This window comes from Winkia sp. UMB3158, from assembly GCF_030217145.1.
Classification (GTDB): domain Bacteria; phylum Actinomycetota; class Actinomycetes; order Actinomycetales; family Actinomycetaceae; genus Winkia; species Winkia anitrata.
This window is the reverse complement of the sequence record NZ_JASONH010000004.1, coordinates 270,553-296,917: the sequence shown is the minus strand read 5'-3', so window position 1 is coordinate 296,917 and position 26,365 is coordinate 270,553. Positions and strand designations below refer to the sequence as shown.

Sequence of the window (26,365 nt, the reverse complement as noted above, 5' to 3'; positions counted from 1 at the left end):
CTTGATTGATTTTCGCTACCACCTAGTCTCACTGATGGCGGTTCTGATCGCCTTGACCTTAGGCGTGGTCTTGGGGGCAGGTCCACTGCAGGGGCCCCTTTCTTCCGCGCTTACTGGGCAGGTAAACCGCCTCACAGAACAGCAGGCAACACTAAACCAGCAGCTATCTGAGGCTCACACTGCGGTTCGGAACTCCGACGCTTACGTGAACGGCTTAGCTGCAGCGGTGCTGCCCGGATCGTTGAAGGATCAGAAGGTTGGCCTAATCGTTCTTCCCGGCACTGAGGCCGACGACGTTAAGGCAGTTTCTGACAAGCTGGCGCAGTCCGGTGCCAGTGTTGTCGGGCAGCTCTCTCTAGAAGCTGATTGGTTCACCCAGGCCAGGGAGTCCTACAGGAAGTCTTTGGTCTCTTCTATTTCCTCCTATCTGGAGGCTGCTCCTGGTGGGAGCGCAACCACAGGAACGATCATGGGAGCAGGGGCGGTACAGCTACTTACCACTCCGGGCGACAAATCCAGTGCGTTGGCCGAAATTCTGACCTCGAAGTCGGCCCCCTTGGTAACGGTTACTAAGGCCGCTTCGGAGCCGGCGAAATCTGTAGTCGTAATTGGTCCGCGTAGTGACAAGGATGGTTCGAAGGAGCAGAAGAAGGAATCTCAGGGCTACAGTGATGACGCTGTTACGGGGCTTGCACAGTCTGTAGCCAAGGCGCCAGAGGGCGGAGTCCTTACAGGCAGTGCTGAGGCGGAGGAATCATTGATTGCGAAGGTGCGCGCAGGAGGCGTATCCGTTGCGACTGTGGATTCGATCGGCCAGATCAGTGCTGCTGTGTCTACCCCGCTTGCTCTAGCGGCCGCCAAGGCTGGACACCCCGGAGCCTTCGGGTTCCAAACCGGTGCGGATAAGCCTATTCCTGACGTGAAAGCCAAGTGATGAAGCAGAGGCTTCTTGGCTTGGCGCTAGGTGGTGCGGCAGCCTATCTGACACAAAAGTTGCTCCCGGAGTCAGAGTCGTGGATCAGGCAGAATTTTGTCGGTAAGCCCGTCTCACTTAGAGGAGGCGTTGCCAGCGCCATCACGGCTACTGCGTGTTCCGCAGTGACTATCCTTGCCAGTCCTCGTATCGGTCTTGCCGCTACAGCGTTGAGCGCTGTCTCCGCGGGCGCCGGCTATTTCGACGATATGGATCAGGGACGCCACGACGGGGATCATACTGCCAAAGGGCTTGGGGGACACCTCGGAGCCCTGCGTGAAGGGCACGTTAGCAGCGGGCTAATAAAGCTGGGATCTATTGGGGCGGCGTCAGCAGTCGCCGCAACTGTCCTGCCTCATCGCAGGGGGATGCTGGGATGCGCTGACTGGGTTGCAGGTACAGTTCTGCTTGCTGGCGGAACAAACATGATAAACCTGCTGGATCTGCGTCCCGTTCGTGCTCGTAAGGCAGTTCTAGCCACCTCTATCCCCACACTGCTTGCTCGGGGTGACGCGAGCATCATCGGGGCAGCAGCGACTGCTGCAGCTGCCGGAGGGTTTAGCGACGACGGACGAGGTAAGACGATGCTAGGGGACACCGGTGCAAATTCGCTTGGTGCGTTAGCTTCGTTTGGAGTTGGGCTCGCAATGCCGCTTACTGGCCGGTACGCTGCGGCTGCTTTGCTGGTGGCGGCGACTCTCGCTTCGGAGAAAATTAGTTTTTCGGAAGTAATTGCAAACAGTACAATTCTGAGCCGTATCGACGCATGGGGTCGCCCCGATGGGGTTTAGGCGCTCCCTGCCCCAGCTACTTGGGGCTGTGGGCCTCATTTCGGGGCTCACCCTGGTAGCGCGTGTTTTTGGTTTTATCCGTTGGTTCGCCCAGTTTGCCTGGGTAGGACAGGGAGAAACCGCAAACGCATATGCCTCAGCTAATCAGATCCCCAATATCATTTATGAAGTAGCTGCTGGTGGGGCGCTGGCGGGGATAACGATCCCACTGCTAGCAGCGCCGCTCGCAAAGGCAATGAAGGCAGACATAGATCGAATCGCGTCCTCCTTGCTAACCGCCTGTCTGGTCCTACTGATTCCTATCGGCGCATTGATAGCTTTAGGGGCGCCTGCTATCGCGACGTTGTTGCCCGCCCCCGTTGGTAGTAACGCGCATGCCCAGCAGCTGCTGTTGACTCTGTTCCTCAGGGTGTTTGCCGTCCAAATACCGTTGTACGGCATATCGGTCGTATTAACCGGGGTGCTGCAGGCCCACAAGAAATTTTTCTGGCCGGCTTTCGCTCCCCTGCTGTCCTCATTGGTGGTAATAGCCACATACGCCCTGTACGGGGCCAACCAAGGAGCAGCGGATAGCGCGAGCCAGGTAGGGGCAGAAGCCATAAATATTCTTGCCTGGGGGACAACCGCTGGGGTGGCGGCCTTATCGCTGCCTCTATTTATTCCGGTAGCCAAACTCGGAGTGCGGTTGCGCCCACGACTCGCACTCTCCCATGCAGAGGTACATAGGGCGATCGCGCTCGGTTCTGCGGGAGTTGGCGCGCTACTGGCCCAGCAGTTCGCAGCACTCAGCGTGTTATCTCTTGCCAGGGCATACGGAGACGTCGGCACTGTTGCCATCTACCAGTACACGCAAGCAGTTTATATGCTGCCTTATGCCGTTCTTGCGGTTCCGGTGGCGACTGCGGTTTTTCCTGATTTAGCGCGGGCAGCTGCCCGCCCTCACAGGGAGGGCTTCGCAAGTGCGACTAGGAAATCGACATCTACGGTGTGTGCAATAGCAGTTGTCGGCACAGGACTGCTCGTCGCAGGTGCGAAACCGGTGGCGAGGATATTCGAAATTCTAAAGCCTGTGCCTGGAATGTCGCCCTCGCTAGTAGCCCTGGCTCCCGGAATCGTAGGGTTCGCGCTGATTTTCCATCTGAGTAGGGTGTTCTACGCAATTGACAGAGGCAAAATTGCTGTTTCAGCCAGCGCTGCAGGCTGGGTTATAGCTGCCCTAGGCTCGTGGGGATTTTGTGCGCTCTTGGCTCCCGATGGGGCAGATGGTCCTATGACCCTATTGGCGCTGTCCTTGGGGTCTTCGGTGGGCATGAGCGTAGCTGGGGGTGGGCTCCTGTATGGGCTTAGGCAAATCGGGCTAGCTAGCGAGGCAAAACAATCTTTACTTGTCCTAGGAAAATGTGGCGTCGTTGTGGCAGGCGGCTCATGGCTTGCTTGGCTACTGCAGGTGCCGATACTGCGGGTACTTCCAGGTATATCCGGTACGCTGGTTGCGGGCATTGTTGGCCTTGCGGTTATAGCGGTAGCTGCGGTGCCAGCTGTCAGAGTCGTAAAAAGAGGGATGCGCAATGAGGATCTTGCAGCTAATGGCCAGAGCCGGCGGCGGGGTACCGGCGCACGTAAGACAGATTGTTGACCTGCTGACTGATGCAGGCCACAGTGTGCTAGTTGCTGGGCCGGCTGACACTGTTTGTCGATTCCCGGATCGAGCCGAGGTTGAGATCGGCTCTTCTCCCTCTAAATATGACCTGAGGGCAATCCGGAAAATATCCCAGCTAGCAGCTGAATTTGACGTGGTGCACGCCCATGGGTTGCGAGCTGGAGCTCTGGCGTGTCTGGCGGATACCGGCGCCGCGAAAGTGGTTGTAACTCTGCACAACAAGCCGGTTGGGCCAAGGGCCGTCAGCCTTGTAGGAAGTGTTCTGTTACGAATTATTGCTGCCAAAGCAGACACGGTCTTAGGGGTTAGCCCAGATCTTGTCGAGTGGGCTACCTCTGCGCATGCTCAGCGGAGCGAACTTGCTTTAGTGCCTGCGCCATCAAGAGGGATTGGGAAAGCACAGCGGTTCTTGGATGCCACGGGTCTTGGCAACACTCCGATTATTTTGCAGGTGGCTCGCCTTAGCGTGCAGAAGGGGTTGGACTTGTTCCTTGCGGCTTTGCATCGGGTAGATGTGCCGTACCAGGCTGTGATCATTGGCGACGGCCCCGAATACAGTCGGCTTGCAAAGCTTGCCGAAGGTGCAGATGTCCATTTCCTCGGACGGCGGGACGACATCGCCGACGCGCTGGCAGCTGCGAGTGTTTTCGTCTCTACCGCGGTCTGGGAAGGACAACCGGTAGCCATCCAAGAAGCCCTGATTTCGGGCGTGCCCGTAGTGGCAACCGACGTGGGGGGAACCAGTGTGGTGACGGGCAAAGACGGCGCGTTGTTGGTTCCTAGAGATCCTGATCAGATTGCCGATGCGATAACCTCTCTGCTTCAAGATGCTGCCAAGCGAGCGAGCGCTGCCAAACGGGCACGCGCCGCTGCTTCCAGACTGCCCAGTCCTGCCCAAGTTCTCGATTCCCTACTCAGAATTTATAGTCTTAATAGATCTGCCCCAAGACGCGCAGAAAGGTAGAACAGATGCTCAGCGACGCTGCAGAACAAAAGCGGGTACTCGAGTCCTCGCGCCCCTGGCAGGGAGCTGTCTTCGGCATTCGCACCGATTCAGTCGACTTTGGGGATGTGATCGCGAAACGAGACTATCTAGATCACCCGGGAGCTGTTTGCATCGTCGCACTTAGGAATGAGTCAGATCCAGAAATCTGTTTGATAAAACAGTACCGCCACCCGATCCGGGCGACACTTTGGGAAATTCCTGCCGGGCTTACCGACGTGGAGGGGGAGACCTTGCTAGAGGCGGCGAAACGCGAGCTGGCAGAGGAAGTCGGTTTGGCGGCATCGCAATGGGACACCCTTGTGGATCTGTTTTCCTCGCCTGGATGTTCCAATGAGCGGCTTAGAGTGTTTCTTGCTAGAGGCATTAGTTCCTGTCCGGCTCCTGAGAGGTTTGTCAAGGAGGCTGAGGAAGCGGAGCTAGAGCTTCGGTGGGTAAAACTTACCGAGGTGCTCCAGGAGATTTTCAGTGGATCTATTCACAATCCTTCAACTGTGACTGGAGTGCTTGCTGCCTCCGCTGCTGTCGAAGGCGGGTTTCAAAATCTCCGCAGCCCAGATGATAGATGGTGCCTATCAAGAGATTCGCTGCAAGAGTAAATATTAAACGGAAGTGTTGCGAAAATACGATAGGATGGCAGCAAGGAAGTCGGAGGCGATCTTAAGGGGGTGCAGGTAATGACGGACTCACTCAAAGAAGAACCTACCCGACAGGCAGTGCTTGACCTCATAGTCGAGAAGGGGCCCGTTACCGCTACTGTTCTGGCGAAGGTGCTAGACCTGACCACGGCTGCCGTGAGGCGTCACATTGGGGCATTGGAAGATGCTGGGTTAATTGTCGAGTATGACGGATCAAAGCCCGGAAAGCGTGGCAGGGGGAGGCCGGCGCGTTATTACGTTGCCACTCGCAGTGGTCATGACACTCTTCCTGAGGATTACTCCGAACTCGCTTCTAGAGCGCTGAGCTTTATTGAACAGACTTCAGGCGAACAGGCGGTAGCGGACTTTGCTGCTGCCCGGTCGCGTGACATTGAGCGAAAATATGCTCCCGCAGTTCGAGCCGCTCCAGACGACCCCCGGTCTAAGGCTATGGCTTTGGCGGACGCCCTCACTGAGGACGGCTACGCTGCCACAGTGCGCGAGGTCGGTAGTGGAGGGTATGCTGTTCAGCTGTGCCAGGGGCACTGCCCGGTACAGGATGTTGCAGGGCACTTCCCGCAACTTTGCGAGGCCGAAACGCAGGCTTTTGCGCGGTTGTTAGGAGTCCACGTGCAGCGTCTGGCAACCTTGGCTGGTGGGGAGCACGTGTGTACCACGTCGGTCCCCGTCGCTATGCCAAGAATGCGGCCAGGTTTGTCGCAGCAAAGGCATAAGTGAGGGTGCAGGAAATAGGGAAGGAAACTATGACAACGTCACCTCCAGTAGGCTCGTCGGCTGCTAAAGAGGCAGCGGACGAGGCGATCATTAACTCTATTGGGGCTTATGAATACGGCTGGCATGATTCCGACGCCGCCGGATCAGTAGCGAAGCGAGGGCTGAATGCCGACGTGGTTCGCTACATCTCGAAGGCGAAGAACGAGCCAGAGTGGATGTTGAAACGACGTTTGAAGGCATATAAGACTTTCGAACGGAAGCCAATTCCCACTTGGGGTCCGGACCTTTCGAACTTGGACATGGACCAGATCAAGTATTTCGTCCGTTCAACTGAAAAGGTCGCCGAGTCTTGGGAGGACCTGCCCGAGGACATTCGAAACACTTATGACAAGCTTGGGATTCCGGAGGCTGAAAAGCAGCGGTTGGTTTCCGGTGTCGCGGCCCAATACGAGTCTGAGGTGGTCTACCACCAAATTCGCGAGGACTTGGAGCGTCAAGGTGTCATCTTCCTGGACACGGATACTGGGTTGCGCGAACACCCCGAGCTGTTCAAGGAGTATTTCGGCAAGGCAATTCCAGCGGGCGATAACAAGTTTGCAGCCCTGAACACGGCGGTGTGGTCTGGTGGATCCTTCATCTACGTCCCGAAGGGCGTACATGTAGAGATTCCCCTGCAGGCCTATTTCCGTATTAACACCGAGAATATGGGCCAGTTCGAGCGCACCTTGATCATTGCCGATGAGGACTCCTACGTGCACTACGTAGAAGGCTGCACGGCGCCGATCTACAAATCTGATTCTCTGCACTCCGCAATTGTGGAAATTTTCGTGCGGAAGAACGCGCGCGTTCGTTACACGACCATTCAGAACTGGTCCAATAACGTGTACAACTTGGTCACTCAGCGAGCCGTGTGCGAAGAGGGCGCGACCATGGAATGGATCGATGGCAACATCGGTTCGAAGGTCAACATGAAGTACCCATCAGTGTATTTGACGGGTGAGCATGCTAGGGGCGAGGCACTGTCTATCGCATTTGCTGGTGAGGGCCAGCACCAAGATACTGGCGCAAAGATGCTGCACCTAGCTCCACACACTTCCTCGTCTATCGTGTCCAAGTCGATTTCGAGGAACGGTGGGCGATCGTCCTACCGCGGTCTAGTCCAGGTAGACGAGAAGGCTCATGGTTCCAAGTCGTCGGTGGTATGCGATGCGTTGCTTGTTGACCAAATCTCGCGCTCTGACACCTATCCTTATGTTGACGTTCGTAACGACGAAGTCGAGATGGGGCACGAGGCGACTGTCTCTAAGGTGAGCGCTGATCAGCTCTTCTATTTGATGAGTCGTGGACTCACTGAAACTGAAGCGATGTCGCTGATTGTGCGCGGGTTTGTTGAACCTATTGCGCGTGAACTGCCTATGGAGTACGCGCTAGAACTTAATCGTCTAATTGAACTTCAGATGGAAGGGTCGGTGGGTTAACCGAAATGAAGACCGATCATTCTAAAGCAGTGTTGGCTTCAGAAGGAATTAGCCAGCAGCAGTCTAAGGTCGCTTCGTCTAGGGCGGACCGCGAATCTTCATTCGAGGTAGCAGATTTTCCTGTGCCAACTGGGCGGGAAGAGGACTGGCGTTTCACTCCGCTAGACCTGGTTTCGGAATTGTTTGATGAGAATATCAGCGGCCCGGCACCAAAGGTCTCGATCTCCGAGGGTGATGAAGGACAGATAAAGCTCACGCACGTAGATGCGGACAAGCATCAGCCACTCGTGGGTAAGCCAGGGGATCGAACTGCAGTCGTAGCGTGGAACGCCTCCAGGGAAGTATCGACCCTTGAGGTCGCGGAAGGTTCCGAGGCCTCTACACCTATCGTGGCTGAAGTCGAGGGCGATTCGCTGAGCCCAGCTGCATCGCACTTGGTAATCAAGGCAGGGAAGAACTCCAGCTCGACTATGGTGCTTCGGCATTCTGGTTCAGCCTGCGTAACACAGACTGTTGAAGTTGACGTCGCTGATGGCGCGAATCTGACCTTGGTCTCGGTGCAGGAATGGGACGAGAAGTCTACTCATGCTTCGAACCACCGCATCAGGATTGGCCGTGACGCTTCCTTGAAACACGTTGTCATTACCTTGGGTGGTAAGACGGTGCGTATCTGCTCCGATGTCGAGTACGCGGCTCCGGGTGGCGAGGTCAATATGTTGGGTGTTTATTACACGGATGCTCACCAGCATCATGAACACCGCCTATTCGTTGATCACGGACCAAAGAATTGCTACTCGCGGGTTGCCTACAAGGGCGCTCTGCAGGGTAAAGGTGCGCACTCGGTGTGGATCGGCGACGTGCTTATCGGTGCTGAGGCGTTTGGTACGGACTCTTACGAGCTAAACCGCAACTTGGTCCTGTCCAAGGGGGCTATGGCCGACTCTGTTCCTAATCTCGAGATCGAAAATGGCGAGATCGAGGGTGCTGGGCATGCTTCGACAACTGGTCGTTTTGATGATGAGCATCTTTTCTACCTGATGAGTCGCGGCATTGACGAGGATACTGCTCGCAGGCTTGTAGTCCGAGGGTTCTTCGCGGAACTGATCAAACAGATCGGAGTACCTTCGATTGAAGAACACCTGATGGAGAAGATTGAAGAAGAACTAAATCAGGGGGAGGCACTGTAGTGGCTTTGCAATTCGCATGCAAAGTTTCCGATCTGGATGCCGGTGAAGCTACCTGCGTGACCTTGCCAGATGGTGACGGGAAGGCTATCAAAGTTGCTGTCGTTCGCGATAGCGACGGTATCTTTCACGCCATTGGTGATACCTGCTCCCACGGCGACGTACCTTTGTCCGAGGGTGACGTCGAGGATGGCACCATCGAGTGCTGGGGGCATGGCGCACAGTTTGATCTGGAAACTGGGCAGCCGACTTTGCCTGCCACTGAGCCTGTACCCGTGTACGAACTAACTCTTGACGGCGACGATGTTCTTGTCGACGTCGATGCCAGCAAGTAAAGGAAGAAAAATGTCGACTCTTGAAATCAAAGGCCTGAAGGTTTCTGTCGAGACCAACGAGGGTCCGAAGCAAATTCTCCACGGGGTGGATTTGACGATCAATTCCGGTGAGGTGCACGCCATCATGGGCCCGAATGGGTCTGGCAAGTCCACCTTGGCTTACTCGATCGCTGGCCATCCCGGATACACGATCAATGATGGCGAAGTGTTGCTCGACGGTCACAACATTCTGGAAGGCACTGCTGATGATCGTGCTCGCGCTGGGCTCTTCTTGGCAATGCAGTATCCGGTCGAGGTTCCCGGTGTATCGGTGTCCAACTTCTTGCGGACTGCGCGCACAGCAGTTGATGGGAAGCCGCCGGCACTGCGTACCTGGACCAAGGAACTGGAGCAGGCAATGGAGGACCTTCGTATTGATCCGGAATTCGCCAACCGTGACTTGAACGCAGGTTTCTCGGGCGGCGAGAAGAAGCGCCATGAGATCTTGCAGATGCGCATTCTTCGTCCCAAGTTTGCTGTACTTGACGAGACTGACTCCGGCCTCGACGTGGATGCGCTGCGTATCGTGTCTGAGGGCGTAAACCACGTCCATGACGAAGTCGGCAGCGGTATTTTGTTGATCACTCACTACACCAGAATTCTGCGTTACATCAAACCGCAGTTTGTACACGTGTTTGTGAATGGCCACGTCGTAGAGCAGGGCGGACCTGAGCTTGCAGACCGTCTAGAAGAAGAAGGCTACGATCGGTTCACCGGTAAATAATGACTACTTCGGAAAAAAGGGTGGATTTTACTGCCGAAGAGCTGGCTGGCCTGCGTAAAGATTTCCCGATCACTGCCCGTATCGGGCGGGGCGGCCAGCCCTTGGCATACCTTGACTCTTCTGCAACTGCACAAAAACCTATCTGGGTGATGGACGCTGTTTCAGAGTTTTACTCCCGCCACAATGGGGCAGTAAATCGCGGCACTCATCTACTCGCAGACGAGTCGACAACTGCTTACGAAAAGGGACGAGACGCAGTAGCGAAGTTTATCGACGCGTCTTCGTCTGAGGAGGTCGTGTGGACGCGCAACGCCACAGAGGGCGTGAACCTTCTGGCCTACTCTATGCTGAATGCTTCGCTTGGGGCTGGAGGAGCGGAGGCCGAACAGTTCAAGATTGGTCCCGCAGACCGAATCGTGGTGACTCGGGCAGAGCATCACGCGAACCTCGTTCCGTGGCAGCAGCTGGCGGAACGTACTGGCGCAGAATTTGCTTGGTTGGATCTAACCAGCGACGGATGCATCGATCTGGACACGCTGAACGTCATCACTCCAAATACGAAAGTGGTTGCGTTTACGCATGTTTCTAACGTAACGGGTGCTATCAGCCCCGTTGAGGCGATTGTGGCGGCAGCTAGGAAAGTTGGCGCGCTGGTTGTGCTGGACACTACGCAGTCTGCCGCACACATGCCAATTTCCGTGCGTGAATTAGGAGCCGATTTCGCTGTACTGTCGGGGCATAAGCTCTGTGGTCCTACCGGTATTGGCGTTCTGTGGGGCCGCAAGGAGCTACTGGATGCACTGCCTCCATTCATGACCGGCGGGTCCATGATTACTGATGTGCAGATGGAGAAGACCTCTTTCCATGCTGCTCCAGCTCGTTTTGAGGCTGGCACGCAGGCGGTTGGACAGATCGTTGGTTTCAAGGCTGCACTTGACTACCTATCCGAGGTGTCAATGGAGCGTGTTGCCGCTCATGAGGCGGCGATTACCCGCCAGCTTCTGGAAGGGATCAAGCAGATAGATGGGGTGCATGTGCTGGGGCCTAAAGAGGCGGATAACCGCGTTGCGGTTGTTTCGTTCGTCGTGGATGGTGTTCATCCGCATGACGTGGGCCAAATTCTGGACTCGCACTCGATCGCGATTAGGGTTGGCCATCACTGTGCTATCCCGTTGCACAAGCATTTTGGTGTTCGAGCCTCTGCAAGGGCATCGGCCTCTCTGATAACCTCCGCTGAGGAAATTGACCGATTCCTGGACGCGCTTGGACAAGTCCGCAAATTCTTTGGAGTGTGAATGTCAGATCTGGAACAGATGTACCAGCAGGTGATTCTGGACCATGCCCGCCTGCGTTACGGCAGTGGCGGTTCAGATGGGGATGGCGTTTCTCATCAGGTCAACCCCACATGCGGTGATGAGGTCACTCTGGGGTTGTCCCTATCAGACGAGAACAAGATTGCTGAACTGTCCTGGGATGGGAGCGGTTGCTCAATTTCTCAAGCTTCCCTGTCGATTATGTCCTCGATGGTGGAAGGCCAATCAGTGGATTATGCAAGGGAGCTATACGAGGCATTCCTGCGAATGATGCACGGTCAAGGAACTTCTCCCAGCGAGGAGGATCTTGACTTGCTAGAAGATCTGGCTGCTTTTGAGGGCACAGCGAAATTCCCCGCTCGCATCAAATGCGCTTTACTGGGATGGATGGCTCTTATCGACTCCATTTCGAAAGCCCAGGCAGGTGGCAAAGGCGAAGCGAGTGGAAGTGCCCCGCACGCTGGATGTGAACCACAAAGGAGCTCAAATGACTAACCCTATGGCTAACCCTGATCCGGTGCCAGAACGCTTTACAGAGCCTGGACCAGCCTCTCTAGCCGATGCCCATCAGGCTAGTCACGATCATGCACCGCAACAGAGTTTTCGTGAGGTGACCAACGAAGTAGCTGAGGGCGCTACTATTACGGAAGAGGACGTCCTAGAGGCAATGCGAGACGTGATCGATCCGGAGCTTGGGATCAACGTCGTTGACCTTGGTCTTGTTTACGGGGTCCATATTGACGAAAATAATGCAGTTGTAATGGATATGACGCTGACCTCTGCGGCTTGCCCGCTCACTGATGTGATTCAGGACCAGGCTGCTACGGTGCTAGCTTCGATGGTGTCCGCTGTTGCAATCAATTGGGTGTGGATGCCGCCATGGGGACCGGACTGCATCACTGAGGAGGGGCGCGAGCAGTTGCGCGCTCTTGGATTCAACGTTTAGATCCTGTACTTAAAAGTAAATGGTGCCGCTCTTGCGGCACCATTTACTTTTAATTTCCGTAAAAACGGCCTAGGGTCTCTGTCTTGAAGTCCTCGTAGTATCCCTCTTCAATTGACTTCCTAATATTTGCCACCAGTTGAACAGTGAAGTGTTCGTTGTGAATAGTGGCCAGGGTAGCCGAGAGCATCTCCTTGGCCTTGAATAGATGATGCAGATAGGCGCGGGAGTAGTGAGTGCATGTATAACAGGTGCAATTGTCATCCAGAGGACGGAAATCCCGCTTGAATTCGGCTCGGGTGATGTTGACTCTGCCAGTAGGCATGTAGATCGCTGCATTCCTAGCCACCCGGGAGGGGTTCACACAGTCGAAGGTATCCGCACCGTTTTCTATTGCAGTGAAGAAATCATCAGGTTCAGAAATGCCCAGAAGGTGGCGGGCTTTGTCTTCTGGAAGTTCTTCACATACCCAGCCGACAATGGTGCCGAGGTTTTCCTTCTCGAGCGCGCCCCCAATACCAAAACCATCAAATGTGGTCCCGTCGATTTCCATCGAACCTAGATCGCGAGCTGCCTTGCGGCGGAGGTCCTCGTACTGGGCACCTTGCAGAACCCCAAATAGTTGCTGATGGGGCTTGTCAGCTCTCTCTTCGGTGAGCTTGGCATGGGCACTTAGACAGCGCTCCGCCCACCTGCGAGTCCTCTCTAGGGACGTGACCTGATAGTCGTATGGGTGTACCAGCGAGGTGAGCTCGTCGAAAGCAAACATAATGTCTGCTCCCAACTGATGCTGTATACGCATAGACACTTCTGGATTGAAGCGATGCTTGGAACCGTCTAGATGGGAACGAAAAACTACCCCGTCCTCGTCTACCTTCGCCCTATTTTTTAGCTGCGGTTGCGACACCGGGGCAGTAGTTTTCCCTGAAAACTCTTGCGACAGTACCTTCTTGTAGCCAGCTCCCAGACTAAGAACTTGGAAGCCGCCAGAATCTGTATAGGTGGGGCCGTCCCAGTTCATGAATTTGGACAGCCCCCCGGCCTCATCGACTATCTCAGGGCCGGGCTGGAGGTATAGGTGGTATGCGTTAGCAAGTAGGGCATTGGCACCTAGCGACCTCATTGATTCCGGAAGCACCGCTTTTACAGTGGCTTTAGTTCCTACTGGAATAAAGGCAGGCGTGGGAATATCACCGTGGGGAGTATGAATAATCCCCGTGCGTCCTAATTTCCCATCGAGCCGTGCACCGATATCGAAACTTGTCACTTATTTAGCCTCCAGGTACTCTGTCTCAGCCTTTTTCAGTAGGTGAATGACTGTGTACGTAACTGGTAGCAGTACAACTTCGAGTAAGCATTTATAAACGTACCCAGTCAGTACATAGTTTAGGAACTGGGCACCGGTAATGATCCCATAAAACGCTATTGTGCAGAAGATAGTTGTGTCAGCCAGCTCACCGACGAGTGTTGACGAGATCAGGCGCACCCACAAGTGGTTTTCGCCGAAGCGGTTTTTGATTGCTACCAGGACTTTTGAATTGAGTAGTTGCCCCACCAAGTATCCGCAGACTGAGGCAGCGACGATTCGCGGTACAAAGCCGAGCACGGCTTCAAAAGCTGCCTGGTTTTCGTATCCGGGGCCAACTGGAGCAACTTGGACTAGATAGAAGATTGCTGAGGCCAGGATGGACATAGCGAATCCCACGATGATCGTTCGTTTCGCTGCCCGGTAGCCGTATATTTCAGAGAGCACGTCTGCCAGGATGTAAGTGAATGGGAATAGAATTGCGCCCCCGTCGAAGATCAGTGAAAATCCTGCAATGGGGGTGTCGACCGAGATCAATTTGGTTGCCGCGATATTCGAGAGCAGCAGAAAAGATACGAAAAAAATCGCGATCAGATCGTAGAAGCGGGAGGAATTTCTGGGTTGGTATCGCACTGAGGCCATGTAGGCGATTTTATTACCTTTCTGATAGTGCTCGCAGCGAAAACCACAGCTGTGCACGTGCAGCCGGGTCATCAAGATTGATAGCTAACGCACGTCCGGCAGCTCCAAGTTTTGCCCGCACAGTGTTGCGATGCATTCCGGTTTCCTTTGCCACCTGCGCGATGTTGCCATTTGTGGAGATGAAGGCGTCTAGTAGCGAGAGCATCTCATCATTTCCATTCGCCGCCGCAAGGAAGTCCTTGGCCCACAGTCGCGCATCTTTGGCGCCCACCAATGCCATCATGGCGTTACCTGAGATCTCATCCCAGGTAACCTGCTTGCGGGTGGGAGAAGTTTTCTTTAGGGCAAGCTCAGCGGTTTGCGCGGAATCGTCGGCCTCTTTTTGGCGACGCACAGCCCCGATGCCAGCTTGTAGGTCAAAATCTGCCAATTTCGACAGCAAAAGTGGCATACCGTCGGAGGGGACCAATATTTGCAGTCGATTCTTGGTCAGTTTGAGTGGAACGGAAAAGTGTGAATCTATTTGTTTGTGTGCCCGGGCTAACTCAGATCGATCTCCTTTTGCCGCAACAAATGCCAATTTAGGGGCGAGTCGATTGGCGCGTGGGTATGCGAGCGAATAGATTTCACGGGCAGTATGCCTGTCACCTGATAGGAAGAGTTCTAAACATCGTGCTGACAATGCTAGGCGACTCTCTGCCAACCTTTCGGTAATGGTCAGTGAAGTCTGAAGTAGTAGCGCACTCGTGGAAATAGCGTTTCGCATCCAACTGAGCAGAGGGCGTTGGGTTTGCAATACCAGATATGCATCGTGGCCTTTGAAACTTGCTGTGGGAAGAACGATGGTATCGCCGGTTGGGCTTTGCTCAGTAATAGCTGCGGCCTGACAGTTTTGCACCGTCTCCAATAATATACGTTTGCTCGGTGAGGGATTGCCTGCTGCGCTTATGACCTCTTCGGCAGTGACAAGTGCCGTGTTGGCGCGCGTTATTCGTGCTAATCGGTCGATGATCGTCGCAAGGGGATTTTGTGATGACGCGGCTTGGATCAAGCTTTGCTGAGCTTTCCCAAGAAGTCGAGCAGAAGCAACTGCTTCGGCCTCTAGGAGGTCTGCGACCAAGCGTGAGATCCGCACAAAGTTAGTCGCTTCTGGCACCTCGATAAGATTTAGTCCGTGCTCGCGAGCGGCGGTTAAAAGTTCCCTGGGGACTTGCCTCTGCCAGGGACCAACACCGAAGGCGAGGGCGGATACGTGTGCTTTGTTTAGTCGCTCTACATACTCCTCCCATTGGTGCTCAGTTTTTGGGGATCCGCAGGAAGTAGTGAGCACTAGTTCTCCGCCCTCTAAAAAAGGGGTGGGATTGAGGTGTTCTGTTACTGCTACCCACCTTATTGAGGCGTGAGGGTGCGGACACCAGAGCGATACCAGTTTGATACTTGGGTGGTGGATAACGTCTGAAATGCTCGCCATGTATCAATTGTGCACAAAAGTATTTAAAAATATGTGCACTTTGACAGTAGCGGGAATGTGAGTGGGACCATAGTCTCATGTCTGACAGCATTACTAAATGTTGGAGGACGAAGATGTCGAAACTACCATTCCCACAGGTACGTAACATTGTTACTGACCTGCCGGGACCTAAATCGGAAGCATTTGCAAAACGGAAGCAAGATGCTGTCTCGGCCTGTGTTGCTACGCAAAATCCTATTTATGCGCAGTATGCAGGGGGAGGCGTCATTGTTGACCTAGATGGAAACAGCTTTATCGACATGGGGTCAGGCATCGCGGTTACTACCGTCGGTGCTAGCAACGAACGAGTCGCTAAAGCAATTAAGGAACAGGCTGACAAGTTCACGCACACCTGTTTTATGACTACTCCATATGAGGGGTATGTCGAGGTATGCGAGTTCTTGAATCAGGCGACTCCGGGTGATTTCCCTAAACGGTCGGTACTGCTCAACTCTGGCTCAGAGGCGGTCGAAAACGCCGTCAAGGTCGCTAGGCGTTTCACTGGCAAGCCCGCTGTTGCCGCCTTCGAACACGCCTACCACGGACGCACGAATTTGACTATGGCAATGACGGCGAAGGTAGATCCTTATAAGTCAGGCTATGGCCCATTTGCCCCGGAAATCTATCGCATGCCAATGTCTAATCCCTATCGTGACGGGCTAGATGGTGATCAGGCAGCCAAACGCACTATCAATTGGCTCGAGAAAATGATTGGGGCTAAGAGCTTAGCTTGCATAGTGATAGAGCCGTTGCAAGGGGAGGGCGGATTTATCGTTCCAGCTCCCGGCTTCTTGCAGAATCTGGCTAAGTGGGCAAAGGAAAATGACGTTGTCTTTGTAGCTGACGAAGTGCAGTGTGGATACGGCAGAACTGGCAAGATGTTCGACTCAGAATGGGAAGGCATTGAACCGGACGTCATCTGCACTGCGAAGGGAATTGCCGGGGGCATGCCGCTGTCAGCAATTACCGGTCGCGAGGAGATAATGAATGCGGGCGTTCCGGGTGGCCTCGGCGGTACCTACGGAGGAAACCCGGTATCTTGTGCGGCAGCGCTCGCAGTAGCTGAATCGATAAAGAACGATGGGCTGCTCGAGGTTGCTCAGAAATTCGAGCAAATTATTTCTAAACGCATGGGCGATTTGGCTGCTAGGGACAATCGCATAGGCGATGTGCGTGGACGCGGCGCAATGATGGCAATCGAGCTCGTCGATGAAGCTGGAGCTCCGGACGCCGCCCTCGCAAAAGAGATCCAGAAGCGTGCATACCAGGCAGGAGTAATCCTGCTTTCTTGTGGTACCGAAGGCAACGTCATTCGAATGTTGCCTCCGCTTTCAATGCCCGAAGAGCTACTTGAAGAGGCTTTGGGCGTTATCGAAGAAATTCTAAAGGAGATATAACATGACTCAGAAGGCACAGGGGCCTTATGAGGATGCGAAGAATCAGCTTAAGAAGGCTCAGGAGATCCTTGGGTTTTCAGATGCTGACTACGACCTCTTGGCCATTCCGCGGCGTGAGATGAGCGTTGCGATCCCCGTGAAACGCGACGATGGTACTCGGGAAGTACTTCACGGCTACCGAGTGCAGCACAATTTGTCTCGCGGTCCTGCCAAAGGCGGCATTCGATTCGCAAAGCAAGTTGACATCGACGAAGTCCGGGCACTGGCAATGTGGATGAGCTGGAAGTGCGCACTGCTGTCACTTCCGTATGGCGGCGCTAAAGGTGGCGTCCGAATCGATCCTAGCCAATACTCTCAGGCGGAATTGGAACGGGTTACTCGTCGGTTCACCGCGGAAATTTTGCCGATCATAGGTCCAGAAAAAGATGTTCCTGCGCCAGACGTAGGAACCAACGAACAGACAATGGCGTGGCTGATGGATACCTATTCGCAGTCTGTCGGATACACGGTTCCCGGCGCGTGCACCGGTAAGCCGGTAGAGCTGGGAGGCTCGCTCGGCAGAGCAGAATCCACCTCCTTGGGCGTGTTCCTCATGGTCAAAGCTGCCCTGCAGAAGTTGGGCGTGAATATTGAGGGCGCTACTGCAACGGTGCAGGGATTTGGCAAGGTAGGTCGCGGCGCCGCGAAATTTATGGAGCAAGCCGGCATTAAGGTAGTTGCCATTTCTGACGTATATGGCGCTATTCGCAATGACGAAGGAATCGATGTCAAGGCGCTGGGCGAACATGTTGACGCGACCGGAAAGGTGGTTGACTTCCCGGGAGCATCGGCAATGGATCCCGAAGACGTCTTGATGCTGGATGTAGACGTGGTGGTTCCCGCAGCAATTGAAGGTGTGATTCGCGAAGATAACGCGAAGAACATCAAGGCTCCGATTATCGTCGAAGCTGCAAACGGTCCCACAACTTCTGATGCAGATGAGATCCTGAATAAGGAAGGCAAACTCATCGTTCCAGATATTCTTGCTAACTCCGGTGGCGTACTAGTTTCGTACTACGAATGGGTGCAGTCCAGGGATAACTTCTTCTGGGACATCGAGCGAGTGCAGAACGAACAATCTCGGCGCATGTTGGCTGCCTGGGAAGAGGTCGATGAGTATGCGACTGAAAAGGATGTGACTCTGCGAGTAGCTGCCACGGCGTTGGCTGTGGATCGTGTCTTGCATGCTCACAAACTACGCGGGCTATACCCGTGATCGAGAGGTTATAGAGATGTCTGTAGAGATACCAAGTTCGTTGCAGGCGTTTGTCCGGGGTCTTAATCCTGAAGAAGGTGTATGGATTGCCGGCAAAGCCAGGGCGGCGAGCGATGGCAAGACCTTCCCTGTCTATGATCCGGCTACCACTGAGGTCATAGCGTCGGTTTCCTCCGGCACTAGGCAGGACGCTTCTGCGGCGGTGGATGCAGCAGAAGCTGCTTTCGAGGGATGGGCAGATACCTCTCCGCGTGAGCGAGCCGAGATTCTTCGCAAGGCCTTCACACTCATGCTCGAGCAGGCTGAACCGTTGGCTGGGCTAATGGCCTGGGAGAACGGCAAAGCTATGTCCGATGCGAAGGGCGAAGTAACCTATGCGGCGGAATTTTTCAGGTGGTATTCCGAGGAAGCCGTCCGGTCAGATGGGGACTATGCGGTTCCGCCGGCTGGCGGAACCCGTCTTATGGTGACGCATAAACCGATCGGAATAGCTGCACTGATCACCCCGTGGAACTTCCCGGCAGCCATGGCGACCAGGAAGATCGCACCAGCTCTTGCAGCAGGTTGCACAGTGGTGTTAAAGATGGCCTCTGAAACACCACTTACCGCGTTGGCGGTCATGCGGATATTGAAGGAAGCCGGGGTGCCAGATGGTGTTGTCAACATGGTGCCATCGCAAAGCTCGGCTGACATATCCGAGACCTGGTTGGCTGATCCTAGAGTCCGTATTATCTCGTTTACAGGCTCCACAGCAGTAGGATCCTTGCTTATGCAGCAGGCTGCGAAGCGAATCGTCAATTCGTCTATGGAACTTGGTGGCAATGCATCCTTCATCGTAGGCGCTAATGCAGATGTTGACGCCGCGGTGGAGGGCACGATGGTCGCCAAATTCCGTAATGGGGGACAGGCTTGTACGGCAGCAAACCGGCTGTACGTTAATGCCTCCGTAGCCCAGGAATTCAAGGAAAAACTGTGCGCGAAGGTGAAAGATCTGAAGGTTGGGTCTGCGTTTACCGAGGGTGTCGAAATCGGCCCGTTGGTGAATCGCAAGGCGTTAGATGGGTTGCATCAGCTTTTACGCGATGCTGAATCTGAAGGTGCTGAAGTGCTTGCTTCGGCTGAGCTTCCAGATCTCGAGGGATATTTCCTACCTCCTCAGGTAATTGAGGTAAAGGATAATTCCTCCTCGTTATTCCAAAACGAGATTTTCGGTCCTATTGCGCCAATATTGGTGTGGTCGGATGAAGAACAGATGCTGAAGGATGTAAATTCTACCGAGATGGGGCTGGCCTCCTATATATACGGAGACTTGCAATGGGCATTGAGGACTGCCGAGAAGATTGACGCTGGCATGGTTGGCGTCAATCGAGGGCTAGTTTCCGATCCTGCGGCTCCGTTTGGTGGAGTAAAGCAATCTGGAATAGGGCGCGAGGGCGGCCGTGAGGGAGTCCGCGAATTCCAAGAGACGCAGTACTTTAGCGTAGCTTGGTAGCCCTGGATTAGGCAGTTGTGGTCCAACTATATGAGGGCCACAACTGCCTAACTATTTGCGATCATGGTTGGAGGTTCCTCCTGGCCTGTCACAGGGGCCACCGATTTGTGTAAGGGCGATTTCCCTGCAAAGAAATCGGGGTATCTGAACCGACAGATGAGCATTAGAACAACCCCGAGGCCTAGAAGAAACAGCATAAGGATGAAGACTAATCCTATGCCGCCTATCTCGGAACCGGATCCGAAATTTGGGTCGAACGAATCATAGGTAGTGATTGCTAATAGGCCAAATAGCATGACTGCGCCTAGGCCCGGAAATAGGAATGTCATCAGGAAGCTTCCAAGGGACGTGAACCACCGTTTCCTGAAATAGACCACGCAAGCTAGGGCAGTGAGGCCATAGTAAAAGCAAATCATCGCACCTAAAGTTGCTACCGTGTCCCACAGTACTTTCTCCGAGAGGAACCTCATTACAGTGTAGAAAGTGCCAGCTGCAACGGCTGCAACAACTGTGGAAAATCCGGGCGTGAAGTATTTTGGATGAATTGATGCAAGCTTTTCGGGAGCTGCACCGTAATATGCCATAGAGAGCATTGTTCTAGCCGGAGATACCGCGGTGGACTGTAGGGAAGCCATTGTAGAGACTAGGACCGCTAGCGAGATTAGGATGGCACCGGAGCCTAAGACGGGGGTAGCGAGGGCGAAGAAAGCATTGTTAGCAATTTTTGGGTTTCCCAGTCCGAGAGCGTCTGCTGGGTCTACGCCTGCGTAAGACATGGCCCCCAAGGACACGAACATGTAAATTACGACCACTATTGTCACGGTAAGAGTTGCAGCTCTACCAGGAGTGGAAGCGGAACCTTTGGTTTCCTCGGACATGGTTAGGGTTACGTCCCATCCCCAGTAGATGAATAAGGCTACCGACACGCCTGCGGCTAGCTGGGCCATTGAACCGAGCTCAAATGGGTTAAACCAGGAGAGCTGAATCTGGTTGAAATGATAGGCCTGGCCCGAGTAGGCAAGATAGAACATGACAGCACCAAACCCGATGAAGATGAGAAGTTCAAAGCCAACGAGGACGTATTGAACTACTTGAGCTGTCTGCATGTCGCGATAGGAGATCCAGGTTGCCACTGCCATGAAAACGAGGCAGGTAAGGATGTTTATCCCGATATTTTGTGAAAGCTGGGCGATTTCAGGTCTACCAGTAATTTGGGAAACGGCTAAATAGAAGAAATCCACTGCTATACCGGCAAGATTCGACAGTACGACCGTAGTAGCAATGATAAGTCCCCACCCGTTCATCCATCCCAGATAGGGGCCGAAAGCTCGCACTCCCCAAGTGAATGATGTGCCTGCGTCTGGAATAGCTGAGTTAAGCTCCCTGTAGCCGAAGGCGGTCAGCAACATCGGGACGAATCCAATCAGTAGGATCGCGGGTAGCTGATGTCCGACTGCCGCGGCAGTCGGGCCGATTGCGCCGGTCAGAGTATATGGGGGAGCGATACAGGAAAGGCCGATAACGATAGCGCCGACAAGGCCAACGGAATCTGCCGATAGTCCTTTCGCGGACGGTGTCTTTGCCTCATTCGCCATGGGTATCACCTAGAACAGAGATTGGATCTGCCCCATCGCGGGGGACAACTACCAATGGCACGGGGATGGCGCGCATTATCTTAGATGCGACCGAGGACATGAAAAGCTTACGAGGCTGTGCCAGTTGTGAAGAACCTAAGACTGCTAGTCCAGATTCACGCCAATCTGTATTAGTAGCGGCCTCTTCGATGGAATTTCCTTCGGTCAGTTCGAGCTCTATCGGGTAATCAGCTCCTAGGAGGATTTCTGCCTGTTCTCGGACATCTTGAATGTGCTGCTCTGCCTTTTCTTGTACGCGGCTGTGCGAGGGCACATCTGGAAGGTCTTGAGTAGCTACCCAGGAGACTATTCGGAGGGGAACTTCACTCCTCTTGGCTACTGAACAGGCGTAAGCCAACAGATCTTTGTTGCCTGGGCGGTTGTCTGCGCCCACGGTTACACGTGTCAGTGCCTTTATCTTTAGATCACGCATTCCGCGGGGAGCTAATGCTAGAGGAACAGGGCAGGTGGCCATGAGAGCTTGACCGACTGATCCCAAAGAGAGCCGCCCGAGCATACTTCGTTTCGACCCGGATATCACTAGCATGGTTGGTTTTAGTTCTACTACGGCATCGAGGAGCCCTTCCTCGGCGCTGTCGGCGTATCGTATATGGGTTCTGATTGTTAGGTTTGATCCCTCGATAGCTTCTTCCATCCATGCCTGCGCCTGTTCCTCGACCATCATATCGTAGGAAGCATCAGGCATGACCACGCTTGCCCGCTCGCGCAAAATGATCATCACAATATCGACTTTTGCATCAAAAGATCGAGCAAATATGCAGCCAAGTTTCAGGGCATCTTTTCCTCTTGGCTCGCTGGTATATCCAACTAGTACGGACATGCGTCTTAGCTCCTTCCGCCTGGTGCTGGCCTGGATAGGCAGCGAAACTGGTGGGGTTCACGCTACCCCATAACCCCACAGTGGGCCACCGAGGGGAGGGGGCGGAACAAGGGTAACTTAGAATGTTTGTTATGAAATAGTGCACAAATCTTCTAAATTGTGTAAAGTATGTACCACACAACTAGTGTAGGCCGTAAGTCCCATAAGTGTGGCAGGTTTTAGAAACCTTCAGTGTTTACGAACGCTTTATAAGGGTTTATTGGCTATGGCAGCCAAAACGGAGGAGTAAATGACTGTACAGCTCGATGAAAATAAAATTCAAAAACTCATTGAGGAACAGGAAAAGATTCTCAATGACAACACTCAAAAGTCCAAGCAGATGTTCGAGTCTGCGGACCATCTATCAAACGGGGTAGCATCTGCGTACCAGGCGCGTGATCCGTGGCCAATCTATATTGATCGTGGTTCTGGCGCGAAAATCTGGGACGTAGATGGAAATGAGTACTATGATTTCCATAACGGCTACGGCTCGATGGTGCAGGGGCATGGTCACCCGGCTATCGGAAAGGCACTAGCTGAACGGTGGCCAAAAGGCTCTCACTTTGGTGCAGCTACGGAAGACGACATCGTGGTCTCTAATATTCTGGCCGAACGTTTTGGGCTCGAGAAATGGCGTTTTACTAACTCGGGATCCGAGGCAACCATGGATGCAATTCGGATTGCCAGGGCTTATACCGGCCGAGACACGATAATGAAAATATTCGGCTCATACCATGGTCATCATGACGCGGTAATGGTATCGATCGGGGTGGCTTGGGACGATATTGGTCCGCGCGATCACTATAAGCAACTGCCGTATGGTGGCGGCATCCCGGAGTCGACCGTAGAGCTGACTATTCCAGTGCCGTTCAATGATGCGGAAGCTATGGAGGCGCGCATTATTGAACTCGACAAGGAAGGGCGCAAACCCGCGTGTGTAATCATGGAAGCGGCCATGATGAACCTCGGTGTGGTGCTTCCTGAGCCGGGGTATCTAGAGGCAGTACGTGAAATTACCAAGAAACATGGGGTAGTGCTGATCTTTGACGAAGTTAAGACCGGGCTGTGCGTAGCCGCTGGCGGGGCAACTGAACGCTTTGGCGTAACTCCAGACATGGTTACGTTAGCGAAGGCCCTAGGCGGCGGCCTACCAGCAGGTGGTATCGGCGGCACCGCTGAGGTTATGAGTGTTGTTGAGGATCACACCGTAAACCAGGTGGGCACCTACTCTGGAAACCCGCTGTCGATGGCTGCTGCGCGCGCGTCGCTCGAGCAGGTACTAACGCCGGATGCATACAAACACCTCGACCACCTAAATGATCGAATTCTGAAGGGCTGTAGCGAAGTCATAGCTAAATACGACATTGCGGCCTACACCGTCGGAATTGGTTCTAAAGGATGCGTGACATTCTCTGATGCGAAGATCGTCGACTATGAGTCCTATGCTGAGCACCAGTCTGGTGGAATCACTGATCTGGCATGGCTGTGGAATATGAACCACGGTATTTTCATGACTCCGGGTCGTGAGGAAGAGTGGACGCTGTCAGTTGTGCATGATGATGCCGCGATTGACGCGTATGTAAACGCTCTCGACTCGCTACTGGCCGAGGTTACAAAGTAGAACCTCATTATTAAATAGGTGTGGCCGGCTTATCGCCGGCCACACCTATTTAATTTAATTTGTTGAGCTTACAGAGAGTCGGCGCTAAAGGTATCGCAGGCCTTCATGGATCCCTGCTCAATGCCGGTCTTAAACCACCTGGTGCGTTGTTCGGAGGAACCGTGGGTCCAGGAATCTGGATTAACTCCACCTTGGCTTTGCTCCTGTAAATGATCGTCTCCGATAGCTGCTGCTACGCCAAGTGCGTCAGCAATTTGAGTATCGCTGGGTTTCTTCAGGAAAGCTTCTCCGCTATTTTTGTCAACAGTTTGGGAGGCATGGTTAACCCATATCCCCGCGTAGCAGTCAGCCTGCAGCTCCATGCGTACTGCGGCGGAGCCGTCCCCCTGCTGGCGGGTGTCATGAGCATTGAACTGTCCGGTTAGGTTCTGAATATGGTGGCCGAACTCATGGGCAACGATATATTCCTGTGCCAGCGGCCCGTTCTTTGCGCCGAATTGGCTTAGCTGGTTGAAGAAACTTAGATCAAGATACACAGTGCTGTCGCCGGGGCAGTAGAACGGTCCCACATTCGCTGAAGCAGCACCGCATTGAGTGTTGACAGAATCCTGGAATATCTGGAAGCCAGGCTTCTTATAATCCGCGTCGGCTTGCTCGGGCAACTGTTCTGCCCACATCGCGTCTAGAGACTGTGCAGTTGCAACCATTCGGCACTCGTCTTTTTCATTTGCTGCCTTACCAGTGGTGCAGTGCGACAAGTCAATTCCTGGCTGCGCGGATTGGCTTTGCTGTTGTTGCTGGCCGCCGCCGGTCAAGCCACCAATTAGATCTACCCCTGTGAGTTGGGAGATGACCACTAGGGCGATTACGACAAAAAGGGAGCCGCCGCCACCAATAGCTAGTCCGCGTCCGCCCCTTCCGCCTTTGGAGGTACTGACTCGCCCGGGATCTAACTGGATATTGTCATTGAAGCTCATATACAAATGGTAAATTACCTCACCGGTTTTGGCTTCTTTTTAGCCTCTGCAGCGCGGCTGTTTTAGGATGGGGCAGTGATTACTGCGCAGGATTTGTCGATCTCTATCGGTGATAGGCAGCTGGTTAGCGGTGCCAACTTTTCCATTCGGAAAGGCGACCGCATTGGTCTTGTGGGGCGGAACGGTGCCGGCAAGACCACGACTATGACCCTTCTAGCAGGTTTGGCTGAGCAAGAAGGCACCATTGCCTACTCCGGTCAGGTATCTAACTCCGGTACCGTCGGTTACTTGTCTCAGGATCCCAAGGTGGGTGACCCCGAGCAAAGTGGCATGGAACGGGTCCTGCAGGCACGTGATTTGGCGCGAATGCTGCACAAAATTGCGGTTGCGGAAAAACAGATGGCTGAACTGACTGGGGAACGCCAGCAGAAGGCCATGAATCGCTATGTGCGTTTAGACCACGAGTTCACTATCTCAGGTGGTTATGCGGCAAGAGCGGAAGCTGCGCAGATTGCCGCCAATTTAGGACTTAGCGAAGAGGTTATGAAGCAGCCTCTTCACACGCTTTCTGGCGGTCAGCGACGCCGGGTTGAGCTCGCTAGGGTGCTGTTTTCAAAAGCTGACATTTTGCTCTTGGACGAGCCGACCAACCACCTTGATCATGATTCTATTATTTGGCTTCGCGACTATCTGCGATCCTATGCGGGCGGGTTCATGGTAATAACCCACTCAGTCCAATTGCTGAAGGACACCGTGAATCAGGTGTTTTACATGGACGCAGCTAGGGGAGTCATAGATATATACCAGACTGATTGGGATACCTACTTGCGCCAGCGCAGTGATGACGAAAAACGTCGCGCTCGAATGAGGGCAAATGCGATGAAGAAGGCGGAAGCACTGCGCGCCCAAGGCGAAAAGATGCGCTACAAGGCGACTAAGGCTGTCGCGGCACAGCAGATGCTCAGGCGTGCTGATGAACTGTTGGCTTCTGTCGGTGCTGTTGGGCAAGAGGAAAAAGTGGCCAGGTTACGGTTCCCTGAACCCGCTTCCTGCGGCAAAGTACCACTGCGTGGCGAAGACCTTACCAAGACCTATGGCTCGCTGGAGGTATTCATGGGGGTGAACCTTGCGATTGATCGCGGCTCGCGAGTTGTAGTTCTTGGCTTCAACGGTGCCGGTAAGACAACCCTTTTGCGCCTCCTTGCGCACCTTGAGGAACCTGACATGGGTGAGGTAGTGGACGGGCACGGACTGAAACTTGGCTATTATGCCCAGGAGCACGAGACCTTGGACATGGAAGCGACTGTGCTCGAAAATATGACTCATGCCGCCCCGGACCTGGATGACACCCATGTTCGCAATGTGCTGGGACAATTTCTTTTTAGCGGAGACGACGTATATAAGCCGACCAAAGTTCTCTCTGGCGGCGAGAAGACCCGGCTTGCCCTGGCAACTCTGGTGGTATCTGCAGCGAATGTTCTGCTCTTGGATGAGCCCACTAATAACCTGGATCCAGCCTCTCGCGAAGAAATCCTGAATGCCCTTGGAAACTATGAAGGGGCAGTCGTCCTGGTAACGCACGATGCGGGCGCTGTTCGGGCTCTGGAACCAGATAGAGTGATTCTGCTTCCCGATGGCGACGAGGATTTGTGGGACGAATCCTATATGGATCTAGTAGAACTTAAGTAGCTATTCTTCTGTTTTTAGATACTCTTCAACTGTGATTGCGCGGACTGGGAAGTCCCGGAGTTTTACATACTCAACAAGGAAATCACGATGTCCTTCGCAGGCTAACCAGACTTTCTCGCGTCCGTAGTGCAATTTCGGATTTCTCC

At 53.9% G+C, this 26,365-nt stretch carries 24 protein-coding genes; 18 read left to right on the top strand and 6 right to left on the bottom strand.

The window, feature by feature from the left end; genetic code table 11:
* The first annotated feature begins 1 nt into the window (after nucleotide 1).
* The 13 genes from QP400_RS06330 to QP400_RS06270 all read left to right on the top strand — a co-directional run bounded on the left by QP400_RS06330 (nucleotide 2) and on the right by QP400_RS06270 (nucleotide 11,819).
* Nucleotides 2-934: a copper transporter gene (locus QP400_RS06330; protein WP_004805504.1), complete on the top strand. Its 933-nt coding sequence runs from the start codon at nucleotides 2-4 to the stop codon at nucleotides 932-934.
* Entirely contained in the window at nucleotides 931-1,764 is an 834-nt protein-coding gene (locus QP400_RS06325) for a hypothetical protein (protein ID WP_141740557.1), read from the top strand. The genes QP400_RS06330 and QP400_RS06325 overlap by 4 nt, the downstream gene beginning before the upstream one ends.
* Complete coding sequence (murJ, locus tag QP400_RS06320; RefSeq protein ID WP_004805500.1) at nucleotides 1,754-3,400, top strand: murein biosynthesis integral membrane protein MurJ; 1,647 nt, start codon at nucleotides 1,754-1,756, stop codon at nucleotides 3,398-3,400. The genes QP400_RS06325 and murJ overlap by 11 nt, the downstream gene beginning before the upstream one ends.
* Nucleotides 3,333-4,388 (top strand): glycosyltransferase family 4 protein, encoded by a 1,056-nt coding sequence (locus QP400_RS06315; RefSeq protein ID WP_040314690.1) that lies wholly within the window; start codon nucleotides 3,333-3,335, stop codon nucleotides 4,386-4,388. The genes murJ and QP400_RS06315 overlap by 68 nt, the downstream gene beginning before the upstream one ends.
* Nucleotides 4,389-4,393: 5 nt before the next feature.
* On the top strand, nucleotides 4,394-5,026 hold the full coding sequence (locus QP400_RS06310) for an NUDIX domain-containing protein (protein WP_285462588.1): 633 nt from the start codon (nucleotides 4,394-4,396) through the stop codon (nucleotides 5,024-5,026).
* A 78-nt stretch (nucleotides 5,027-5,104) separates the two neighbouring features.
* Complete coding sequence (locus QP400_RS06305; protein ID WP_004805494.1) at nucleotides 5,105-5,803, top strand: helix-turn-helix transcriptional regulator; 699 nt, start codon at nucleotides 5,105-5,107, stop codon at nucleotides 5,801-5,803.
* Between the two features lie 26 nt (nucleotides 5,804-5,829).
* Nucleotides 5,830-7,278: a Fe-S cluster assembly protein SufB gene (gene sufB, locus QP400_RS06300; RefSeq protein ID WP_040314840.1), complete on the top strand. Its 1,449-nt coding sequence runs from the start codon at nucleotides 5,830-5,832 to the stop codon at nucleotides 7,276-7,278.
* A gap of 5 nt (nucleotides 7,279-7,283) precedes the next feature.
* Nucleotides 7,284-8,465, top strand: coding sequence for a Fe-S cluster assembly protein SufD (gene sufD, locus QP400_RS06295; protein ID WP_004805490.1), 1,182 nt, complete (start codon nucleotides 7,284-7,286; stop codon nucleotides 8,463-8,465).
* Nucleotides 8,465-8,797, top strand: coding sequence for a non-heme iron oxygenase ferredoxin subunit (locus QP400_RS06290; protein WP_004805488.1), 333 nt, complete (start codon nucleotides 8,465-8,467; stop codon nucleotides 8,795-8,797). Before sufD ends, QP400_RS06290 begins: the two co-directional genes overlap by 1 nt.
* A 10-nt stretch (nucleotides 8,798-8,807) precedes the next feature.
* The gene (gene sufC, locus QP400_RS06285) at nucleotides 8,808-9,560 is read left to right on the top strand and encodes a Fe-S cluster assembly ATPase SufC (protein ID WP_004805486.1); all 753 of its coding nucleotides are present in this window, start codon (nucleotides 8,808-8,810) and stop codon (nucleotides 9,558-9,560) included.
* Nucleotides 9,560-10,855, top strand: coding sequence for an aminotransferase class V-fold PLP-dependent enzyme (locus QP400_RS06280; protein ID WP_004805484.1), 1,296 nt, complete (start codon nucleotides 9,560-9,562; stop codon nucleotides 10,853-10,855). Before sufC ends, QP400_RS06280 begins: the two co-directional genes overlap by 1 nt.
* Nucleotides 10,856-11,368, top strand: a complete 513-nt coding sequence (gene sufU / locus QP400_RS06275; RefSeq protein ID WP_004805482.1) for a Fe-S cluster assembly sulfur transfer protein SufU — start codon at nucleotides 10,856-10,858, stop codon at nucleotides 11,366-11,368.
* Entirely contained in the window at nucleotides 11,361-11,819 is a 459-nt protein-coding gene (locus tag QP400_RS06270) for a metal-sulfur cluster assembly factor (protein WP_004805480.1), read from the top strand. Before sufU ends, QP400_RS06270 begins: the two co-directional genes overlap by 8 nt.
* A gap of 49 nt (nucleotides 11,820-11,868) precedes the next feature.
* On the opposite strand, the gene tgt is transcribed toward QP400_RS06270, so the two are convergent.
* The 3 genes from tgt to QP400_RS06255 are packed head-to-tail and all read right to left on the bottom strand — an operon-like array spanning nucleotide 11,869 to nucleotide 15,235.
* Complete coding sequence (gene tgt / locus QP400_RS06265) at nucleotides 11,869-13,083, bottom strand: tRNA guanosine(34) transglycosylase Tgt (RefSeq protein WP_004805478.1); 1,215 nt, start codon at nucleotides 13,081-13,083, stop codon at nucleotides 11,869-11,871.
* The gene (locus QP400_RS06260; protein ID WP_004805476.1) at nucleotides 13,084-13,764 is read right to left on the bottom strand and encodes a queuosine precursor transporter; all 681 of its coding nucleotides are present in this window, start codon (nucleotides 13,762-13,764) and stop codon (nucleotides 13,084-13,086) included.
* Between the two features lie 13 nt (nucleotides 13,765-13,777).
* Nucleotides 13,778-15,235: a PucR family transcriptional regulator gene (locus QP400_RS06255; RefSeq protein ID WP_081499151.1), complete on the bottom strand. Its 1,458-nt coding sequence runs from the start codon at nucleotides 15,233-15,235 to the stop codon at nucleotides 13,778-13,780.
* 113 nt (nucleotides 15,236-15,348) lie between these two features.
* On the opposite strand from QP400_RS06255, the gene gabT reads away from it, so the two are divergent.
* Genes gabT through QP400_RS06240 form a run of 3 tightly spaced genes read left to right on the top strand, consistent with a single transcriptional unit; the run spans nucleotide 15,349 to nucleotide 19,418 of the window.
* Nucleotides 15,349-16,671, top strand: coding sequence for a 4-aminobutyrate--2-oxoglutarate transaminase (gene gabT / locus QP400_RS06250; RefSeq protein ID WP_004805474.1), 1,323 nt, complete (start codon nucleotides 15,349-15,351; stop codon nucleotides 16,669-16,671).
* A 1-nt stretch (nucleotide 16,672) separates the two neighbouring features.
* Nucleotides 16,673-17,926 carry a Glu/Leu/Phe/Val family dehydrogenase gene (locus QP400_RS06245; RefSeq protein ID WP_048706598.1) on the top strand — a complete coding sequence of 418 codons (1,254 nt, stop codon included), beginning with the start codon at nucleotides 16,673-16,675 and terminating at the stop codon, nucleotides 17,924-17,926.
* Between the two features lie 16 nt (nucleotides 17,927-17,942).
* Nucleotides 17,943-19,418 carry an NAD-dependent succinate-semialdehyde dehydrogenase gene (locus QP400_RS06240; protein ID WP_004805472.1) on the top strand — a complete coding sequence of 492 codons (1,476 nt, stop codon included), beginning with the start codon at nucleotides 17,943-17,945 and terminating at the stop codon, nucleotides 19,416-19,418.
* Nucleotides 19,419-19,465: 47 nt separating this feature from the next.
* Here QP400_RS06240 and QP400_RS06235 read toward each other — a convergent pair whose 3' ends face one another.
* A complete protein-coding gene (locus tag QP400_RS06235; protein ID WP_004805471.1) occupies nucleotides 19,466-21,013 on the bottom strand; it encodes an APC family permease in 1,548 nt (515 codons plus the stop codon).
* Nucleotides 21,003-21,893, bottom strand: coding sequence for a universal stress protein (locus tag QP400_RS06230; RefSeq protein ID WP_004805470.1), 891 nt, complete (start codon nucleotides 21,891-21,893; stop codon nucleotides 21,003-21,005). Before QP400_RS06230 ends, QP400_RS06235 begins: the two co-directional genes overlap by 11 nt.
* Nucleotides 21,894-22,182: 289 nt before the next feature.
* Between QP400_RS06230 and QP400_RS06225 the strand changes: the two genes are divergently transcribed.
* Nucleotides 22,183-23,553, top strand: coding sequence for an aspartate aminotransferase family protein (locus tag QP400_RS06225; RefSeq protein WP_004805468.1), 1,371 nt, complete (start codon nucleotides 22,183-22,185; stop codon nucleotides 23,551-23,553).
* Between the two features lie 68 nt (nucleotides 23,554-23,621).
* Here QP400_RS06225 and ypfJ read toward each other — a convergent pair whose 3' ends face one another.
* Nucleotides 23,622-24,530 carry a KPN_02809 family neutral zinc metallopeptidase gene (gene ypfJ, locus QP400_RS06220; RefSeq protein WP_048706583.1) on the bottom strand — a complete coding sequence of 303 codons (909 nt, stop codon included), beginning with the start codon at nucleotides 24,528-24,530 and terminating at the stop codon, nucleotides 23,622-23,624.
* A 75-nt stretch (nucleotides 24,531-24,605) separates the two neighbouring features.
* On the opposite strand from ypfJ, the gene QP400_RS06215 reads away from it, so the two are divergent.
* Entirely contained in the window at nucleotides 24,606-26,219 is a 1,614-nt protein-coding gene (locus tag QP400_RS06215; RefSeq protein ID WP_004805465.1) for an ABC-F family ATP-binding cassette domain-containing protein, read from the top strand.
* Nucleotides 26,220-26,365: the final 146 nt, after the last annotated feature.

Coding starts and splice junctions, on each gene's coding strand:
- sufC (WP_004805486.1), top strand. CDS start 8,808: ATGTCGACTCTTGAAATCAAAGGCCTGAAGGTTTCTGTCGAGACCAAC.
- murJ (WP_004805500.1), top strand. CDS start 1,754: ATGGGGTTTAGGCGCTCCCTGCCCCAGCTACTTGGGGCTGTGGGCCTC.
- QP400_RS06255 (WP_081499151.1), bottom strand. CDS start 15,235: ATGGCGAGCATTTCAGACGTTATCCACCACCCAAGTATCAAACTGGTA.
- sufD (WP_004805490.1), top strand. CDS start 7,284: ATGAAGACCGATCATTCTAAAGCAGTGTTGGCTTCAGAAGGAATTAGC.
- QP400_RS06230 (WP_004805470.1), bottom strand. CDS start 21,893: ATGTCCGTACTAGTTGGATATACCAGCGAGCCAAGAGGAAAAGATGCC.
- QP400_RS06260 (WP_004805476.1), bottom strand. CDS start 13,764: ATGGCCTCAGTGCGATACCAACCCAGAAATTCCTCCCGCTTCTACGAT.
- QP400_RS06225 (WP_004805468.1), top strand. CDS start 22,183: ATGACTGTACAGCTCGATGAAAATAAAATTCAAAAACTCATTGAGGAA.
- QP400_RS06270 (WP_004805480.1), top strand. CDS start 11,361: ATGACTAACCCTATGGCTAACCCTGATCCGGTGCCAGAACGCTTTACA.
- gabT (WP_004805474.1), top strand. CDS start 15,349: ATGTCGAAACTACCATTCCCACAGGTACGTAACATTGTTACTGACCTG.
- QP400_RS06280 (WP_004805484.1), top strand. CDS start 9,560: ATGACTACTTCGGAAAAAAGGGTGGATTTTACTGCCGAAGAGCTGGCT.
- QP400_RS06315 (WP_040314690.1), top strand. CDS start 3,333: ATGAGGATCTTGCAGCTAATGGCCAGAGCCGGCGGCGGGGTACCGGCG.
- ypfJ (WP_048706583.1), bottom strand. CDS start 24,530: ATGAGCTTCAATGACAATATCCAGTTAGATCCCGGGCGAGTCAGTACC.
- sufU (WP_004805482.1), top strand. CDS start 10,856: ATGTCAGATCTGGAACAGATGTACCAGCAGGTGATTCTGGACCATGCC.
- QP400_RS06235 (WP_004805471.1), bottom strand. CDS start 21,013: ATGGCGAATGAGGCAAAGACACCGTCCGCGAAAGGACTATCGGCAGAT.
- QP400_RS06240 (WP_004805472.1), top strand. CDS start 17,943: ATGTCTGTAGAGATACCAAGTTCGTTGCAGGCGTTTGTCCGGGGTCTT.
- QP400_RS06305 (WP_004805494.1), top strand. CDS start 5,105: ATGACGGACTCACTCAAAGAAGAACCTACCCGACAGGCAGTGCTTGAC.
- QP400_RS06245 (WP_048706598.1), top strand. CDS start 16,673: ATGACTCAGAAGGCACAGGGGCCTTATGAGGATGCGAAGAATCAGCTT.
- sufB (WP_040314840.1), top strand. CDS start 5,830: ATGACAACGTCACCTCCAGTAGGCTCGTCGGCTGCTAAAGAGGCAGCG.
- QP400_RS06310 (WP_285462588.1), top strand. CDS start 4,394: ATGCTCAGCGACGCTGCAGAACAAAAGCGGGTACTCGAGTCCTCGCGC.